Annotated in this window: 15 protein-coding genes and 2 pseudogenes; 11 read left to right on the top strand and 6 right to left on the bottom strand. The window is 70.0% G+C overall.

Annotated elements, in window-relative coordinates; translation table 11 throughout:
- The 6 genes and pseudogenes from C1J00_RS22100 to C1J00_RS22065 all read left to right on the top strand — a co-directional run.
- Positions 1-537 (top strand): universal stress protein (locus tag C1J00_RS22100; protein WP_146046237.1); only part of this gene is annotated, 537 nt, incomplete at its 5' end.
- Positions 538-1,022: 485 nt separating this feature from the next.
- On the top strand, positions 1,023-2,360 hold the full coding sequence (locus C1J00_RS22095; protein ID WP_102910803.1) for a hemolysin family protein: 1,338 nt from the start codon (positions 1,023-1,025) through the stop codon (positions 2,358-2,360).
- Entirely contained in the window at positions 2,357-3,382 is a 1,026-nt protein-coding gene (locus C1J00_RS22090; protein WP_102910802.1) for a hemolysin family protein, read from the top strand. Before C1J00_RS22095 ends, C1J00_RS22090 begins: the two co-directional genes overlap by 4 nt.
- Before the next feature lie 416 nt (positions 3,383-3,798).
- Complete coding sequence (locus C1J00_RS22080) at positions 3,799-4,248, top strand: DUF3618 domain-containing protein (protein ID WP_102910801.1); 450 nt, start codon at positions 3,799-3,801, stop codon at positions 4,246-4,248.
- 800 nt (positions 4,249-5,048) lie between these two features.
- A pseudogene (locus tag C1J00_RS22070) lies at positions 5,049-5,261 on the top strand (carbonic anhydrase); the annotation flags it as partial.
- 86 nt (positions 5,262-5,347) lie between these two features.
- Positions 5,348-6,853, top strand: a complete 1,506-nt coding sequence (locus C1J00_RS22065) for a SulP family inorganic anion transporter (RefSeq protein WP_102910806.1) — start codon at positions 5,348-5,350, stop codon at positions 6,851-6,853.
- A 496-nt stretch (positions 6,854-7,349) separates the two neighbouring features.
- On the opposite strand, the gene C1J00_RS22060 is transcribed toward C1J00_RS22065, so the two are convergent.
- From C1J00_RS22060 to C1J00_RS22045, 4 genes are read right to left on the bottom strand one after another with little or no spacing between them, the layout of a single operon-like run.
- The gene (locus C1J00_RS22060; protein WP_102910799.1) at positions 7,350-8,216 is read right to left on the bottom strand and encodes a sugar phosphate isomerase/epimerase family protein; all 867 of its coding nucleotides are present in this window, start codon (positions 8,214-8,216) and stop codon (positions 7,350-7,352) included.
- On the bottom strand, positions 8,213-9,049 hold the full coding sequence (locus C1J00_RS22055; RefSeq protein ID WP_102910798.1) for an alpha/beta fold hydrolase: 837 nt from the start codon (positions 9,047-9,049) through the stop codon (positions 8,213-8,215). The genes C1J00_RS22060 and C1J00_RS22055 overlap by 4 nt, the downstream gene beginning before the upstream one ends.
- 21 nt (positions 9,050-9,070) lie before the next feature.
- A complete protein-coding gene (locus C1J00_RS22050; RefSeq protein WP_102910805.1) occupies positions 9,071-10,147 on the bottom strand; it encodes a class I mannose-6-phosphate isomerase in 1,077 nt (358 codons plus the stop codon).
- Between the two features lie 43 nt (positions 10,148-10,190).
- Positions 10,191-11,033, bottom strand: coding sequence for an SDR family oxidoreductase (locus C1J00_RS22045; protein ID WP_102910797.1), 843 nt, complete (start codon positions 11,031-11,033; stop codon positions 10,191-10,193).
- Positions 11,034-11,460: 427 nt separating this feature from the next.
- On the opposite strand from C1J00_RS22045, the pseudogene C1J00_RS47935 reads away from it, so the two are divergent.
- The 3 genes and pseudogenes from C1J00_RS47935 to C1J00_RS22030 all read left to right on the top strand — a co-directional run.
- Positions 11,461-11,643 (top strand): annotated as a pseudogene (locus C1J00_RS47935) (hypothetical protein); the annotation flags it as partial.
- Between the two features lie 190 nt (positions 11,644-11,833).
- Entirely contained in the window at positions 11,834-12,055 is a 222-nt protein-coding gene (locus tag C1J00_RS22035) for a type II toxin-antitoxin system VapB family antitoxin (protein WP_180989643.1), read from the top strand.
- Positions 12,052-12,462, top strand: a complete 411-nt coding sequence (locus C1J00_RS22030) for a PIN domain-containing protein (RefSeq protein WP_102910796.1) — start codon at positions 12,052-12,054, stop codon at positions 12,460-12,462. Before C1J00_RS22035 ends, C1J00_RS22030 begins: the two co-directional genes overlap by 4 nt.
- A gap of 428 nt (positions 12,463-12,890) precedes the next feature.
- Here C1J00_RS22030 and C1J00_RS22025 read toward each other — a convergent pair whose 3' ends face one another.
- Positions 12,891-13,991, bottom strand: coding sequence for a peptidoglycan-binding domain-containing protein (locus C1J00_RS22025; protein ID WP_102910795.1), 1,101 nt, complete (start codon positions 13,989-13,991; stop codon positions 12,891-12,893).
- A 267-nt stretch (positions 13,992-14,258) separates the two neighbouring features.
- Positions 14,259-14,726 (bottom strand): peptidoglycan-binding domain-containing protein, encoded by a 468-nt coding sequence (locus tag C1J00_RS22020; RefSeq protein WP_102910794.1) that lies wholly within the window; start codon positions 14,724-14,726, stop codon positions 14,259-14,261.
- A 359-nt stretch (positions 14,727-15,085) separates the two neighbouring features.
- On the opposite strand from C1J00_RS22020, the gene C1J00_RS22015 reads away from it, so the two are divergent.
- Positions 15,086-15,883 carry a peptidoglycan-binding protein gene (locus C1J00_RS22015; RefSeq protein WP_102910793.1) on the top strand — a complete coding sequence of 266 codons (798 nt, stop codon included), beginning with the start codon at positions 15,086-15,088 and terminating at the stop codon, positions 15,881-15,883.
- Positions 15,880-16,136: helix-turn-helix domain-containing protein (locus tag C1J00_RS22010; RefSeq protein WP_146046236.1), on the top strand; the 257-nt coding region annotated here is incomplete at its 3' end. The genes C1J00_RS22015 and C1J00_RS22010, both read left to right, overlap by 4 nt.

Genomic DNA, 16,136 nt, shown 5'->3' with positions numbered 1-16,136 from the left:
GCCGGGCTCCTGGCGGGCTCGACGGCGGTGCATCTGGTGGTGCACGGCCGGTGTCCGGTGCTCGTGGTGCGGGAGGAACCGCGTGCGGACGGTCCGGTCGTGGTGGGCGTCGACGGTTCCGCGGCGGGCGAGAAGGCGGTGGGCTTCGCCTTCGCCGAGGCCGCGCTGCACGGGGCCGGTCTGGTGGCCGTGCACGCCTGGACCGTGCGGACCGCGCCGATGCCCGCCGTTCGGGACGCGTCGGTGCGGTACACGAACCGGCCGGCCGCTCTCGCGCAGGGCGAGGAACGTCTTCTGGCCGAGGCGCTGGCCGGCCACCGGGAGCGCTACCCGGATGTGACCGTGCGGCAGGAAGTGGTGCACGGCGGGGCGCGCGAGGCATTGATCCAGGCGAGCCGTACCGCCCGGCTGATGGTGGTCGGCGCCCGGGGACGCGGCGGCTTCGCCGGGTTGCTGCTGGGATCGGTCAGCCAGGCCCTGCTGCCTCACGCGCACTGTCCGGTCGCGGTGGTGCGGGGCGCGGACGGGCACCGCTGACGCACGGCAGACGCCGGTCCGCGGGACGCAGTAGGGCCTTGCTTCGGCTGGGCGACCGCGGGGCGGGTCGGAGCGAACCGGGTGAGGACGGGACCGCGGACGGCGCGCAGCATCACGTAGGCGGTGACCAGGGCCCCGAGGCGCTGATCCGTCGCTCATAGCGCAGGCCCGTGCCGGGCAGCAGGACTTCGACGTCCACCCGCATCATCCCCATCAGCCGTGCGTCAGGTGTCGGCCCGGGGCAGCGGTCAGGGCCGCTGCCATGGATCTTCGGCACACACCGCCGGAGACTCGAGCCGAAGCGCCTTCGGGCGGTGCTTTGCGACTCCTTTACAGTTGGTGTAGAGGCAGGCAATCCTGTTTCCACCCACTGTCTGTATGTGTGTTTCGAGAAGGAGCGAAGTTCCCCCGATGGGTGAGCCTCCCAGTACCAGCCGTGCCATTCCCCGCCGGACCCATGCGATTGAGGGAGCGGGGGTGGCACGGTGACCGAGGTCCTGCTGCTTCTGCTGGCCCTCCTCCTCACACTGGCCTGCGCGGTGTTCGTCGCGGCCGAGTTCTCGCTGGCCACCGTTGAACGCGGTGACCTGGAGCGTGCCGCAGAGGCCGGCGAGCAGGGCGCCGAGGGCGCGCTGAAAGCCGTACGCGGATTGACCCTCCAGCTCTCCGGCGCCCAGCTGGGCATCACCGTCACTTCGCTGGTGATCGGCATGCTCGCCGAGCCGTCCCTCGCGGCGCTGCTGCGCGGCCCGCTGCGGGCGATCGGCCTGGGCGGTGCCGCCTCGTCGGTGGCGACCGTGCTGGGTGTGGTGGTCTCCACGGTCGTGCTGATGGTGGTCGGTGAGCTGGTGCCGAAGAACTGGGCGATTTCACGGCCGCTGGCGGTCGCGAAGGTGGTCGCGGGTCCGCAGCGCGCGTTCACGGCCGCGTTCGGTCCGTTCATCGGGCACCTGAACGGCACCGCGAACCGTTTCGTACGTCGCTTCGGTCTTGAGCCGGCCGAGGAACTGGCCTCCGCCCGCACCGCCGAGGAGTTGGGTGCGCTGGCCCGGCACTCGGCCGCCGAGGGGGCCTTGGAGGCGGACTCCGCCGAGCTGTTCGTGCGGACCCTTCACCTCAGTGAGCTGACGGCGGAGAACGTGATGACGCCGAGGGTCGACGTCAAGGCCCTGGAGGTCCACGCGACGGCCGCCGATGCCGCGAATCTCTCCCACGCGACCGGGCTGTCCCGCTTCCCGGTCTACCGCGACAGCCTGGACGAGGTGGTGGGCACCGTCCACATCCGGGACGTGCTCGCCCTGGAGCCGGAGAAGCGGGCCGGTACGACGGTCACGGAGCTGACCACCGAGCCCCTGCTGGTGCCCGACAGCCTCACCGCGGACCGGCTGCTGGAGCGGCTGCGCGAGCACCGCACCATGGCCGTGGTCATCGACGAGTACGGCGGCACGGCGGGCGTGGCGACCGTGGAGGACATCGTCGAGGAGGTCGTCGGTGAGGTCCGTGACGAGCACGACCCCTTCGAGGCACCCGACCTGGTCCCCGCCCCGGCGACGCGGGACGGGCGCGCGGTGTGGGAGGCGGACGGCAGTGTCCGCATCGACCAGCTCACGGACATGGGACTCACCGCACCGGAGGGGCCGTACGAGACGGTCGCCGGGCTTGTCGCCACCCGACTGGCCCGCATCCCGGACAAGGGGGACGTCGTGCACCTCGACGGCTGGCAGCTCGAGGTGCTGGAGGTCGAGCACCACCGCGCCGACCGGATACGCATCACCGAGTCGGCCGCCACATTGCCCGCCCAGCTCATGGAGGAGGCCCGGTGACCGCGCTGCAACTGGCCATCGGCGCCCTGACGCTGCTGACCAACGCGTTCTTCGTCGGAGCCGAGTTCGCCCTGATCTCCGTGCGCCGCAGCCAGATCGAACCGCGCGCGCAAGCGGGCAACAAGCGAGCCCGGATGACGCTGTGGGCACTGGAACACCTCTCGGCGATGATGGCCACCGCCCAGCTCGGCATCACCGTCTCCTCGCTGGTGCTGGGAGCGGTCGCCGAGCCCGCCATCGCACACCTGATGGAGCCCGGCTTCGAGGCGGTGCACCTCCCGCACGGCCTGGTGCACCCGGTCGCATTCGTCATCGCGCTCACCCTCGCCACGTACCTGCACATGCTGATCGGGGAGATGGTGCCGAAGAACATCGCGCTGGCCGCCCCCGTGCCCAGCGCGCTGCTGCTGGGTCCGCCCCTGGTGGCGCTCACCCGGGCGCTGCGGCCGTTCGTGTTCGGGATCAACGCCTTCGCCAACGCCCTGCTCAAGCTGCTGCGCGTCGAGCCGAAGGACGAGGTCGAGTCGGTCTTCACCGACGACCAGCTCGCCCGCATGGTCCTCGACTCCAGCGAGGCCGGACTCCTCAGCCCGGCCGACGGCGAGCGACTGCGTGACGCACTGGAGCTGGGCACCAGGCCGGTGGGCGAGATCGCGGTCCCGGCGCAGCGGATGCGCACCGTCGATCACACGATCACCCCCGCCCGGCTGGAACGGCTGGCCGCCGAGGCGGGCTTCTCCCGCTTCCCGGTCACCGGCCCCGACGGCACAGTCCTGGGCTACCTGCACATCAAGGACACCCTCGGCCTGACCGACCGCGACCGCCCCTTCCCGCGCGCCGCGCTGCACAAGGTCACCCGCGTGCGCATCGACACCCCGCTCGACGACACCCTCACCGCACTGCGCGCCGAGGGCAGCCATCTCGCCGCCGTCGTCGGGGAGGGCGGCAAGGTCATCGGCTTCGTGACCATGGAGGACGTGCTGTCCGAGCTGGTCGGACCGGCGGCTCCGGCCACCGCGTGACCGCCGGGCCGCCTCGTGCGCGCCCCCGCGCAGGGCGGCCCGGTTCGTGTGTGCCCAACTGGCGTGGAGCGGTCGCACAGGGATGTTGATCAGGGTGCTGACGATGTTCCGTGCTCACGCCACAGCCGTATTCGCTGGTACCCGAGCGACGTCGCCACTGGCGCCGTCATCGGCCTGGGCACCGCCTGGCTCGTCCACTCCGCTCCACGCTTGCTGCTGCGTCACCGGCGTCAGTGGCAGCGCCTCTGCCGAGCGGACACGATCGCCGGGAAGGTGCAGCCGGGTCCGAGCGGTGCGGGTGGTCGTAGCCGTGTCCTGCACGGCCCCTTCGGGTACTCGCGCCCAGACCAGGCGGGCGGACACCTGTGCGGCCCGCCCGGCACGGACCAGGCACGAATCAAGGAGAGTCCACAGCGATGACCCAGCCGTCTCACGACGAACAGACCACTGCTGGCTCCGAGGGACTGCGCGAGGGGGTCGAGGAGACCCGTCAGGGGCTCGGGAAGACGCTTGAGGCGCTGGCAGCCAAGACCGATGTCAAGGCCAAGGCTCAGGAGAAGGCAGCCGACATGAGGCAGCAGGCAGGTGTGAAGGCCGGGCAGTTGAAAGAGCAGGCCACTGAAGCCGCGCACCAGGTGCAGGACAAGATGCCGGATCCGGTGAAGGAGAAGGCGGCTCACGCCACCGAGCAGGCAAGGGCCACGACTGCCCGGGCCGGGCGTCTACTCCAGGAGAAGGCGCCCGAACCCGTGCGGCAGAAGGCAACCCAGGGGGCGCGGGCAGCGCGGGACAACCGGACGCTGCTGCTGGCGGCAGGCGTTGGTGCGGCCCTCGTATGGCTGGCATGCTCCCGCGGGAAAGGGTGAGCAGATGGAAGCCTCGAAGATCGCCGGAAAGTGGACCGGCTGAGCAGTCCCCGATATCTCGAATTGCATATCGACCGCAGACCACAGCGCCACGCCCCCTCATCAAGCGGCGTGGCGCCGCTGCGCCCCGGGTGTGATTCGTGCGCTGGAGTATCACGCTCTCCGTGGACCAACCGCGGATGACGGCGGGTGCCGGCATGACGTGGTGCGTCAGAAGGGCGGAACAGGCGCTCCTCCCACCAGGCCACACCGACCAGCAGCCTCCCAAGCGTGGGCAGCAACGACACGGCCACAGCGCCCCTCCTGCGGCAATGACAGCTTCGCGCCAACTCCAGTTCGCTTTTCAGGCTCTCTTGACCCGCAAAGGCTCGGTTGACCCCGCAAACGACTTTGCCGAGTTAACGTGCTTCTTGACTGATCTTTGACCGGCCGTTGGTGCACGCATAAAGGTAATGGGCGGCCTTGAGGGGGGCGCATGTTCCGAGGTGTGAGGTCACGGGCTGTCGTTTCGCTCTCGCCGCCGTCCTGCTCGTCCTCCCGTTCTTCGGATCCACGGTGCCCTTCGCGTCCGCGTACACAGCCCGTCATATCAAGGCCAAAGCCGTTGCCTATGAAGGCAAGCACCTCGGTCGCCCACGAGCCGACCACGCCCCGCCTCTCGTACCACGGCACGTCGAGATGGACGTCCGCCTGCTCACCGGCCGCTTCGCAGGTGTTCCGCTGCTGAGCAGAGAGAACCCCACACCCCTGCCCGGTAAGTCCGACGCGCACCCCACGGCGCGCCAGGAGGTCCTCACACCATGCAATCCCTCATCGACAACGCCCGCTTATTCGGACAGCGCCCTGAGGAGTCCGCTCGTATCGAGGGCGAGCCGCTCCCGGGGCCGTTCATCATCTGCTCCGACTCCCATGTCGTACACGCTCTGATCAAAGGCGCTCGGCCCGCCGAGCTCTTCGAAGTGCGGAACGCGGGCAGCCCCGTCCCGCCGTACGCCTCTGTCATCCCTACCGGCCGGCACTGCGAGGTCCCGAGCGGAAACGTGCGGGCACACCGCATGGAGGCCGACACCTTCGAGATCCCGTGCGGGAGTTGACGAACATGCTGTCCAAGTTCCCTTACCTGCGTCAGGACTTCCTCGCGTCCGTCGTCGTCTTCCTGGTCGCGGTGCCGCTGTGCGTCGGCGTGGCGGTCGCCTCCGGTGTCCCGGCCGAACTCGGCCTCATCACCGGCATCGTCGGCGGCCTCGTCACCGGGTTCATGCCCGGCAGCAGTCTGCAGGTCTCCGGACCCGCCGCCGGTCTGACCGTGATCGTCTTCGAGGCCGTCAGCGAATTCGGCGTGGGCACGCTCGGCGTGATCGTGCTGTTCGCCGGTCTGCTCCAGCTCGCCATGGGCTTCTTGAGGATTGGCCGCTGGTTCCGGGCGATTTCCGTCTCCGTCGTCGAGGGCATGCTCTGCGGTATCGGATTGGTGATCATCGCCGGTCAGATCTACTCGGCGGCGGGCCTGAAGGCCCCTGAGTCCGGCATCGGCAAGATCGCGGGCCTGCCCGGGGCGTTCGCCGACGCGCTCGGCGACACCGAGGCCCTGACCTCCCTCGCGATCGGCGCGGGCACCATCGCCGTCATCGTGCTGTGGAGGAGGATGTCCAAGGCGGTGCGGGCCGTGCCCGGCGCCCTCGCGGCAGTCCTGCTGGCCACGGTCGCCACCATCGCCCTCGACCTCCCGGTCGCCACGGTCCAGGTCGAAGGTCTGCTCGGCGTCGTCCAGCCGCCCGGCACCGAGGCCCTCGGCGAGCTGGCCGCCCCGGCGATCTGGGGCACCATCATCGCGTTCGCGCTGATCGCCTCCGCGGAAAGCCTGTTCAGCGCGGCGGCCGTGGACCGGCTCCACGACGGTCCACGCACCGAGTACAACAAGGAGATGATCGCCCAGGGCGCGGGCAACACCGTGTCCGGTCTGCTCGGCGCGCTGCCGATGACCGCGGTGATCGTGCGCAGCTCCGCCAACGTGGCCGCCGGTGCGAAGACCAAGGCGTCCCGAGTGCTGCACGGCGTGTGGCTGTTGCTGTTCGCCGCCGCGATGCCGTGGGCCCTGGCCCTGATCCCGATCCCCGCCCTGGCCGGCATCCTCATGCACGCCGGCTGGAAGCTGATCCCGTTCCGGCAGGTCGCGGCGCTGTGGCGGGACCACAAGGGCGAGGCGCTGATCCTCGTGATCACGGCCGTGTCGATCGTCGCGGTGAACATGTTCGAGGGTGTGCTCATCGGTCTGGCCCTGGCGATCGTCAAGACGGCCTGGGAGGCGTCGCACGTCAAGCTGGAGGTCATAGACAAGGGCGCAGGACCGATCCAGGTCTACGTGTCGGGCAACGCCACGTTCCTGCGGCTGCCGAAGATCCTCGACAGCCTGGAGAACCTCCCGCAGGACCGCCCGGTCGAGCTGGACCTGTCGGGCCTGCACCACCTCGACCACGCCTGCCGTACGGCACTGGAGTCCTGGGCGGAGCGGCACAGCGCGGTCGGCACGGAACCGGTGAAGGTCACCGAGCCGGTGAAGGCCACATCTGCCAAGAATGCCACGGCGGACACGAGACACCGTTGAACAGCCGGGCGGTGCACACCACCCGCGTACCGCCCGGCGGCCCGCCTGCATCCGCTCTTACGGGCACGGATTGGGCACGGATTCGAAGGACGGCGAGCAGAGCGGGGGCACGATAGGGCTCTGTTATGGGCCCGGCTGGCAAGGGTGTCCAGTTCTGGACGGCCTTCGCGAGTGCACAGGTCTTCCGGAGAAGTGCGCTCCTGCCAGGGGATCGACTGTCGGGCTTCCTCGGAACGGCCGACGACTCGGCGCCGGCTCACTTGCCGGTTCGGGCCCGTAGGTGGGCCCACGGCTGGGCGGCGGGTGGCGTTGCCACAGCGGGGCCGCAGGACCGGGGTCCCCTTCGGAAGTGCTGATCTGCCCCGCTCGGCCTTCTCGTGGGCGCCGGCGATGCCGGGTCGGCAGCAAACGTGCGACGTCCCGGTCGGAGCACGTGGCCCTGGAAGGGACTCCCGCGAGCTGGGCTGAGGACACGGACGGCCGCTCGCGCCCGCGTTCAGCCGGTTCGCCAGGCCGACCCGAGGGCCGTCCGGTTGGCGCGTAGAAGATCGTCCAAATCCGACTCGTAGAGCGAGTCCGGCACGTTGTCGGAGAAGATCTCCAGGACGCAGGGGCCGCGGTAGCCGACGCTGTGGGCGGCGTGCAGCAGTTGGCCCACCGGGATGTCGCCGGTGCCGACGCCGCGCCGGTCCATCCGCGAGCGGGGTGTGCGCCAGTCGCTGACCTGGAGCAGGAAAAGGCGGTCGGGAGCGTCGGCGAGGCGGGGGACGAGATCCGGGTCCTGCCACAGGTTCCACAGGTCGAGGCAGACGCCCACGTTCTCACGGTCGACCTCCTGGACGATGTCGAGCGCCTGCCGGTAGGTCCAGATGGCGGTCTCCGCGTTGAGCAGGACGGGGTTGAGGGGTTCCAGCGCGATCCGTACGCCGTGGTCGGCGGCGATGTCCGCCAGTTCGCGGTGATGAGCGACGACCTGACGGATCGCCTCGTGCAGGTTCCCGTCGGGCGCCGGCCCGGTGTTCGTGACGAAGGCCGCGCCCGGGGCGAACGGTGCGATCAGCTCCACGCTGCGGCGGAAGCGGTCCAGCCGGTCGCGCCGGGCGGCGGGGCCCGGCTGGGTCTCGCTGGGGAACACGGTCCGTACGACGGGCTGGACCGAGCTGATCGGCAGTCCCGCCTCGGCGACCGAGGCGAGCTGTGCCTTGGCGCGGTCATGGTCGTTGTGGAGCTTGGTCTCACACAGTTCGATCGCTTCGACACCGAGGTCGGCGTAGTGCGTCAGGTCCTCCTCGAAGGACCAGGGCATGGTGGTGAACTGGTTGACGCCGTAGGGGAAGGGGAACGGAGGTGTGGGGCTGCTCATACGAGTACTTCCGTGTCGTTCCTGCTGTCGGTCAGGAAGCCGGTGACCGTGCGGTGGAACTTCTCCGGCTCGTCGAAGAACAGGGCGTGGCCGCTGTGCTCGAAGAAGACGGTCCGGGCTCCCGGGAGCGCCTCGCCGACCCAGGCGGGGCCCTGCCAGGGGAACACCCGGTCCTGACGTGCCACCAGGACCAGGCTGGGCAGCCGGGTCGTGGGCAGCAGGTCGCGCCAGTCGTGGCGGGTGTGGTCGGCCATCAGGGCGTTGCGTGCGTACGTGGGTGACTTGGCCATCTCGGCCAGGAGCAACTCCCGCTCCCGCGGGGTGGGCTCGCCCGCGAAGATGGTGTCGATCTGGTCCTCGTCGAAGGCCGGGGGATCGCACGTGAGCTGGGTCTGCAGAGCGGCCAGGGAGGGCTCGTCGTAGCAGGTGGCGTGTGCGTGCGGCCAGTCCGGCGCGTAGTACTGGCGGGGTGCCTGCTGGACGTACACCGCGCGGGCCAGGCGGTGGCCGCCGAACAGTTCCAGATAGCTCCAGATGACCGGGCAGCCGAGAGACCAGCCCAGGACGGTGACCTCGCGCAGGTCGAGTTCTTCGAGAAGGTCGAACAGGTCCTTGGCCAGCCTCGACACCCGGTAGCCGTGGCGGGGTTTGCCGGAGTCGCCGTGACCGCGCAGATCGACGGTGATGACGCGTGCGTGTTCGGCGAGGGCGTCCACGTTGCGGGTGAAGAAGCGGCCGCTGAAGCCCCAGCCGTGGAGCAGGAGGAGGGGAGGGCCGGTGCCCTGTTCCTCGTAGTGCATCTCGACGCCGTCGCTGGTGGTGATGGTGCCCATGGATCTCCTTCTACGTGCCTTCTACGTGAGTGGGGCGGCGAGGCCCTCACCGAGCGCGGCCACGGCAGCGGCCCCGTGCCCCGCCGCGAGCAGGGGCGTGCGGATGTCCTGCTCCGGTTCGGGCAGGTAGCCGAGGAGGACGTCGGCGGGCCCCTTGATCCGTACGCGGCCCAGCGCGGCCGGCAGCAGCAGGCTCCGGGCACGTCCGAGCCGCTCGGACCGGCCACCGGACTCCACGGTGACCGGAGCACCGACGTTGCTGACCACCAGCGCGGTGGAGAAGTCATGCACCAGTGGGGCCGTGGTGCCCGCCCGCCACCGCTCCAGCGCGAAGTACGGGCCGGCGCACAGCACGGTGCGCTCAACCCCGTCGTCGACCTGGACGCTCAGGCCGGAGTGGAACTCGGGGCGTGGACCGGGACGCCACTCGTCGAGCAGCCGCCCGAGGTTGGCGTGCCACTCCTCGTCGTCCAGTTCCGAGTCGTCCTCCATGTGCCGGCGCATGGCGTGCTGCTGGATGTCGGAGGTCTGCTCGATCTCGTAGGCGAGGGTGCCGGGGCCGAAACTGTGCAGGGTGCCGCCAGGCACGTAGACGGTCTGCCCGGCCCGCACCGGAAGCCGGCGCATGACCGCGTCGAAGTCCTGTGCGAGCAGGGCCCGGTGCAGTGTGTCCCGGTCCACACCGGCCTTCACCCCCACCAGGGCGGTGGCTCCCGGAGCCGCGTCGAGGACGTGCCACGCCTCTGTCTTGCCGTGGGGCTCGCCCTCCAGCCGGCGCGCGGTGTCGTCGTCGGCGTGCAGATGGACCGGGAGGGCACCGGTGCCGTCGATGAACTTGGTCAGCACCGGGAAGCGCGGACCGCGCCACCCGCGCCCCACGAGTTCGTCGGGGTGGTCCTCGACGAGCCGGCGCAGCGGGCGGCCGGCCAGCGAGCCGTCCGCGACCCGTGCTCCCTCGCCGTCCACATCGCTGACCTCCCAGGCCTCGGCGATCCGGCCGTCGGGCAGGCCGGTACGGCCCAGCCGTTCGGCGAGGGCCCGGCCGCCGAAGACGTGCTGCTTGACCGGGGTGGTCAGCCGCAAGGGGTACCAGTCCACGGCCACTCCTGATTCCTGAATGTGTAGCTTTCCTGACGACGTGTCAGAGGATGGGCTGGCCGCCGGTGACGGCGATGCGCGCACCCGAGACGTACGCGGCCTCGTCCGAGGCGAGCATGACGTACACGGGGGCGAGTTCGGCCGGCTGCCCGGCACGCCCCAGCGGTGTCTGGCCGCCGAAGTCCTCGACCTGCTCGGGCGGCATGGTGGCGGGGATCAGCGGAGTCCAGATGGGCCCCGGGGCGACGCTGTTGACCCGGATGCCCCGCTCGGCGAGCGACTGGGACAGGGAGCCGACCATGTTGGCGATGCCCGCCTTCGTCGCGTTGTACGCCAGCAGGCCCGGCGGCGGCGAGTCGGAGTTCACCGAGGTGGACGCGATGATCGACGCACCCGACTTCATGTGTGGCACCGCCGCCTTGGTGAGGTGGAACATGGCGCTGAGATTGGTCGCCAGCGTGTGGTCCCACTCCTCGTCGGGGATCTCCTCGATCGAGTCGCGGAACATCTGGAACGCCGCGTTGCTGACCAGGACGTCGATGCGGCCGAACGTCTCGACGGCCCGGGCCACGACCTCCCGGCAGTGGGCGGGATCGCTCAGATCACCGGGCACCAGAACCGCCTCGCGGCCGGCCTCCTCCACCCAGCGCGCCGTGTCGCGGGCGTCGTCCTCCTCCTCGTTCAGGTGCGAGAGGAGCACATCGGCGCCCTCGCGGGCGTAGGCGATCGCGACGGCCTTGCCGATACCGCTGTCACCACCGGTGATCAGGGCCTTCTTCCCGGCCAGCCGACCTGATCCGCGGTAGCTGTGCTCACCGTGGTCGGCCTTGGGCCGCAGGTCCGCTTCGGTGCCCGGAGGCTGCTGCTGCTGGGCGGGCTTGGACATGGGGAAATCCCCCTCTTCTCTCATCGCGGGGATCGCTGCACCGGCTGGAGGCGGCGCCGCCGTACCCGAACGAAGGCCGCGTCAAAGTACGGCAGAGGGATGGGCGCCGGTGCGCCTGTCACGCCGACCGGGGTACCCGGGGCGCCTGGCCGGAAACCAGCCCCTACGGCAGGCGTACGACGCAAGGAGAGCCGATGGCCCCGCCCCGCAACCGTGCACAGGACGACCACCAGGGGAGGGGTAAGGGACACTCCGGGAAAGCGTCGCCGGCCTCGCAGAGCTGTCGGGACCCGGCGCCGCCCTGCTGCCGGAGGTGCGGAACCCGCGCACCTCCTCGGCCGTGGGGATTGTGACCGCGCTCGGCGCGCCGGAGGGCTGCCAGGTTCCTCTGTAGCCTGGCGGCGCTGTACGTCGGGGGTAGCTGACCGTGGAGAACATCCTGTCCGTGGCCATCGGGGCCGCTATCGGCCTCATAGGGGCAGTGTTCGGTTCGTGGTTCACCACGCGCCGACAGGGCCGCATGTGGCTCCGCGAGCAGAGGCTCAAAGCCGGAATCGGCCCCAACACGGCCGTAGTTCAGCTGCTGGACCACCTGAAGGAAACACAGCTGCGGGCGCCACCAGCAGCCGGACCAAGTATGCGCACGGCGCCTGCGCCGAGCGGACCGCATCGCCTCTCCGGCTTGCCTGGAGTGTCTGTCGCGACTGCACACGCCGGGATCCGGCACTGAAACGTGGACCCGCGAATGTTGGTGACGTATTTTTCTATATATATCACCAACATTGTGCGGGAGGTGCTGCATGTCTGTGACCCAGATCGACATCGACGACGACGCCTTGGAGCGTGCCATGGCGCTGGCCAAGGTCAGGACCAAGAAGGAGGCGGTCAATCTCGCTCTGCACTTCTACGCTGAGCAGCAGGAGCGTGCGGCGCGCATCAGCCGCCACTTCGAGCGTGCGCGTGAGTGGGGTGCCGTTGAGGACGCCGAGCGCCTGCACCGGGCGGAGAAGCACAGCCGGTGATTTACCTGCTCGACACATCCGGCCTGGTCCGGCTGCTCCGCGACCCAGGACTGCAATCGGCCTGGCACGACGCGATCGACGCAGGAGCGATCGCGTCCTGCTACGTGCAGCGCGCTGAGTTTCTCCACAGTGCCCGGAACGGACGCGAGTACGACGAGATCGCGGAGATGTTCACAGACCTCTACGCCGACGTCTCGGTGCCGAAGAACGCGGGGCGCTGGATTGGCGCGGTCCAACACCGTATGGCCCAGGCGGGGGAGCATCGCAGTGCCTCGGCCGTGGACCTCGTCATCGCTGCCACCGCGGCCCATCACGGCCTGGCCGTCCTCCATGCCGATGCCGACTACGGCGCTGTTGCTCGACACGCATCCGACCTGACCGAGCACAACATCCACGACATCGCCTGAACCGCGTTGTCGCCCGACAGGTTGCGGACAGGGACGTTCTGCGAACGCCTGGCCTTTGCTCTGCGGCCGGCTGACCCGCGGCACGAGATCATCAGCGGCCTGAACAGCTCTACCGCGACTACACCGGTGACACGTCAGGGTCGGCGAAACTCGCCAACTGAGGCCCTCAGTCACACCGGTTCGGGGGGCGCTCACATATGCGCGGGGTCCCACGCGCGCCGTCCAGCGCATCCGCGTTCAGTCTCACCACCGTGCGCCCCCGATCGGGTCCTGCTCCGACCAGCCCGACGAGTCGGCGTACGAGTGTGCCGTGCCCGGCCAGTAGCCCTCGGGACGCTGCCACGCCTTCACGGATGCACAGCGACGGCTCCTTCCCGCTGCGGGCGCAGTGGGAAGGAGCCGTCGGTCGGCCGCCTGGACCGCTCGCGTCAGCGGGTGCCGAGCAGGGCGCACCAGGTGTCCGGGCCGATGACGCCGTCGACCTGCAAGTCGTGGTTCTGCTGGAAGGCGACCGCCGCCGACTTCGTCTTCGACCCGAACTCGCCATCGGCCGTGAGGCCGTAGCCGTAGACGTTCAGCTGCGTCTGCGCTGCCTTCACCGCCTGACCGGACGAGCCGTACTGCACCGTCCTGATCAGCTTTGACCAAGTGTTCGGGCCGATGACGCCGTCAGCGGCCAGGGACTGGGACTTCTGGAACTGGATCGCCGCCGAGCGGGTGTTCGGGCCGAAGATGCCGTCGGCCTCTAGCGTGTAGCCCCGTGCGGTCAGCAGCTGCTGGGCGGACCGCACGTCCGCGCCCTCGGAACCGCTCTGGAGGATCGGCCAGGAGACACCCGGGGACGGGAGCTCCCCGCCGCCACCGCCATCACCCAGTTTGACCGGGCGGAAGGGGGCGTAGTTGTCACTGCCGATCCCGTAACTGAGCTGCCGGTGGGTCGTGCCGTACGTACCGCGCTGTTCGTACGCCCAGTAGGCGCTGTGCGACGTGTTGGCCCACTTCTCGAAGATCACTACATGACGGAAATCGCCGTCAGTGGTGCTGTAGTCGATCAGCAGGTCTCCCTTCTTGAGCTGAGTCATGCTGCTGAGCCGCGTGGTGACGCCGTTTCGCGAGTCGGCCAGCCCGACGGTGTTCAGGCCCGGCTTCCCCAGTCCAAGTGCCATGGAGACATAGCCGGAGCAGTCCTGGCGGTAGCCGTCCTTCCAGGTGCGCTCCATGCTGTAGGGGACCGGGGCTCCGTTGTTGGCCGTGAGCCAGGTACGGGCCCGGTTGATCATCGTGTCGGGCGAGAGCGTGGCTGTGGCTGAGGCCATGGTCGACGGCGAGCCGGCCTGGGTGACGAGCTTGCTGTCGGCCTCGGGCTCGGGCCCGTAGCCGGTCTCCTTCTGGGCGGCGACCGTCGCCGGCTTCGAGGAGTCGGTGTCGGCGAGCGACGGTGTGACGGCGATTGCGGCCGCGACACCTCCGGCGGCGACACCTATGAGCGTGACCTGCGCGCGGCGCGCGAGTCGGCTGCGAAGAGACATGATTCCCCGTATCCCGTTTCTTTGTTGTGGCACGCCGAGCCGGGCGGGCCGACCCGGGCTCGGAATGCTTGTCGTTCACCGAGTGCCGCCTGCGGCCCTTGACGGGTCATCACGACGGCAAGGATTGCTGCCCGGGCCCCTGCGTTGTCGAGAAGGACGGGACCAGCCAGGCGGTTTCGTCCGGATCACCGGGTGGACCGGAGGGGACGCACGCGGCCCGTCCTCTCCCCCGAAGGAGGACGGGCCGCGGCATGTCCGTGCTGTCGGTCAGGTCAGCAAGCAGCCGCCGGGGCAGACATCGGCCGCCCGCTTGAACGCGGCCTTGGTCCCGGATCCGGCGACTCCGTCGATCGGACCGGTGTAGCCGTAGAACCTCTTGAGGTAGCGCTGCAACGCCTTCACCGTGTTGGGTCCGACGATTCCGTCGATGCTGTCCGTGTAGCCGTAGTGCTCCTCGAGGAAGCGCTGCATCGCCTTCCAGCTGTTGGTGCCGAGCTGCCCGTCGATCACGCCGGTGTACCTCCAGCGAGCCTTCAGCGCACGCTGGACGTCCTTGGCCTGCGCTTCGCTCAGGCCGAGATTGACCACGGCGAGCGGCGCGACGGCCTCGGCACTCACCGCCTGCTCCTTGACCTGCGCGGGAGCCGCCATGGCCGTTCCCGCGGTCGCCAGGCCGCCGGCGGCGATCCCGACCGCGGTGGTGACACTGACGAGTGCCTTGGTGAGAGCTCGCATGCTGTTTCCCTCCGTTGACGTGCGTTGGCCGGAACCGACCGCACCGGCCGGCTCCGGCAACGAGACTGCGGGTTCGGCGCGTTGTCCGGCCACAGCTGACGCAGAAGTGACCTCATCCCGGGACGTCCCGCGCGCTGACCTGCTGAGACGCAGCCCGCTGAGTCCCTGCGGCGGGACTGCGGCGGGACTGCGGCGGGACTGCGGCGGGACTGCGGCGAGAGGGAACGGCTGATTCCGCGCCAGGACGGGGTCGCACCGCGACGGCGTGCCCGCCCTGTGATCCCCGTGACCGCTGATGCAGAATGAGGCCGGGACACGGGGGGACCGGGTCTGCGGTCCCGAACGCGAGTGGGGGAAGCGTGTCGCGCTGGAAGGAACTGCCCGCAGAACTGCATCCACACGTCCGCCAGTTGATCGTGCGACTGCGCAGGCTGAAGGACGGCAGCGAACTGAGCACGCGGCAACTGGCCGCGAGGACCGGGTACAGCGCGAAGTCGTGGCAGCGATATCTGAACGGCAGGTCCCTGCCGCCGCGGGAGGCCGTCGAGGCGATGGCCCGTATCGGCGGTGACGATCCGACCCGGCTGCTGGCACTGCACGAGATCGCCGTCCAACGCTGGGCAGAGGGGCGGGCGGTCACCACCGGCGCCCCCGAGAACCCCGCCGCGACACCGGCGGACACCCCCGCGAAGCCGCAGCCCCACGGGCGCCATCTGCGCCTCGCGGTCACGGCGGGAGCCGTGGTCACGGTGCTGTCCGTCTCCGTGGCGCTCGTGCTGGCGGTGCGGCTCACCGAGGCCCGTGCCCAGCTCGCGCGCGACCGCGACGGCGCTGTCGCGACCGCCCCGGCCACCTGGTCGGAGTCCATGGTGCCGGTCGTCTACACCTGTCGGCTGGAGCAGCGTGACGGCCGCTGGTACGCGGGCCTGAGCAGGACCACGGACCTCCTCCTGTCCAACACCCACGTGGGGCTCGAAGTGGCCGAGGCACAGTGCCTGCTGCGCCGGGCGGGCGCTGCGCCAGGGGACATCGACGGCGTCTTCGGCCCGATGACGCGGCGAGCGGTCGAGCGCACGCAGAAGCGGAACGGACTGGTCGTGAACGGAGTCATCGACCCGCCCACCTGGCAGGCCCTGCGGGAGGCGGATCCGAAGTGACCGCGGAACACACCCGGCTGATCGCGGCGCTGCGGGAGCTGCGGGCCGGCGCGGGGCTGAGCCTGGCGGCGCTGGCGGAGCGGACGGCCTACAGCAAGTCCTCGTGGGAGCGCTACCTCAACGGTAAGTCCCTGCCTCCTCGCCAGGCCGTACGGGAACTGTGCCGGCTCGCGAACGAACCGGACGGGCGGCTGCTGGCCCTGTGGGAGATCGCCGAGTCGCACTGGAGCGGACGCGCGGTGGCCCCCGTACC

Origin of the sequence: Streptomyces cahuitamycinicus, assembly GCF_002891435.1 — a bacterium.
GTDB classification, from domain to species: domain Bacteria; phylum Actinomycetota; class Actinomycetes; order Streptomycetales; family Streptomycetaceae; genus Streptomyces; species Streptomyces cahuitamycinicus.
This window is presented reverse-complemented; position numbering and strand designations above follow the sequence as displayed.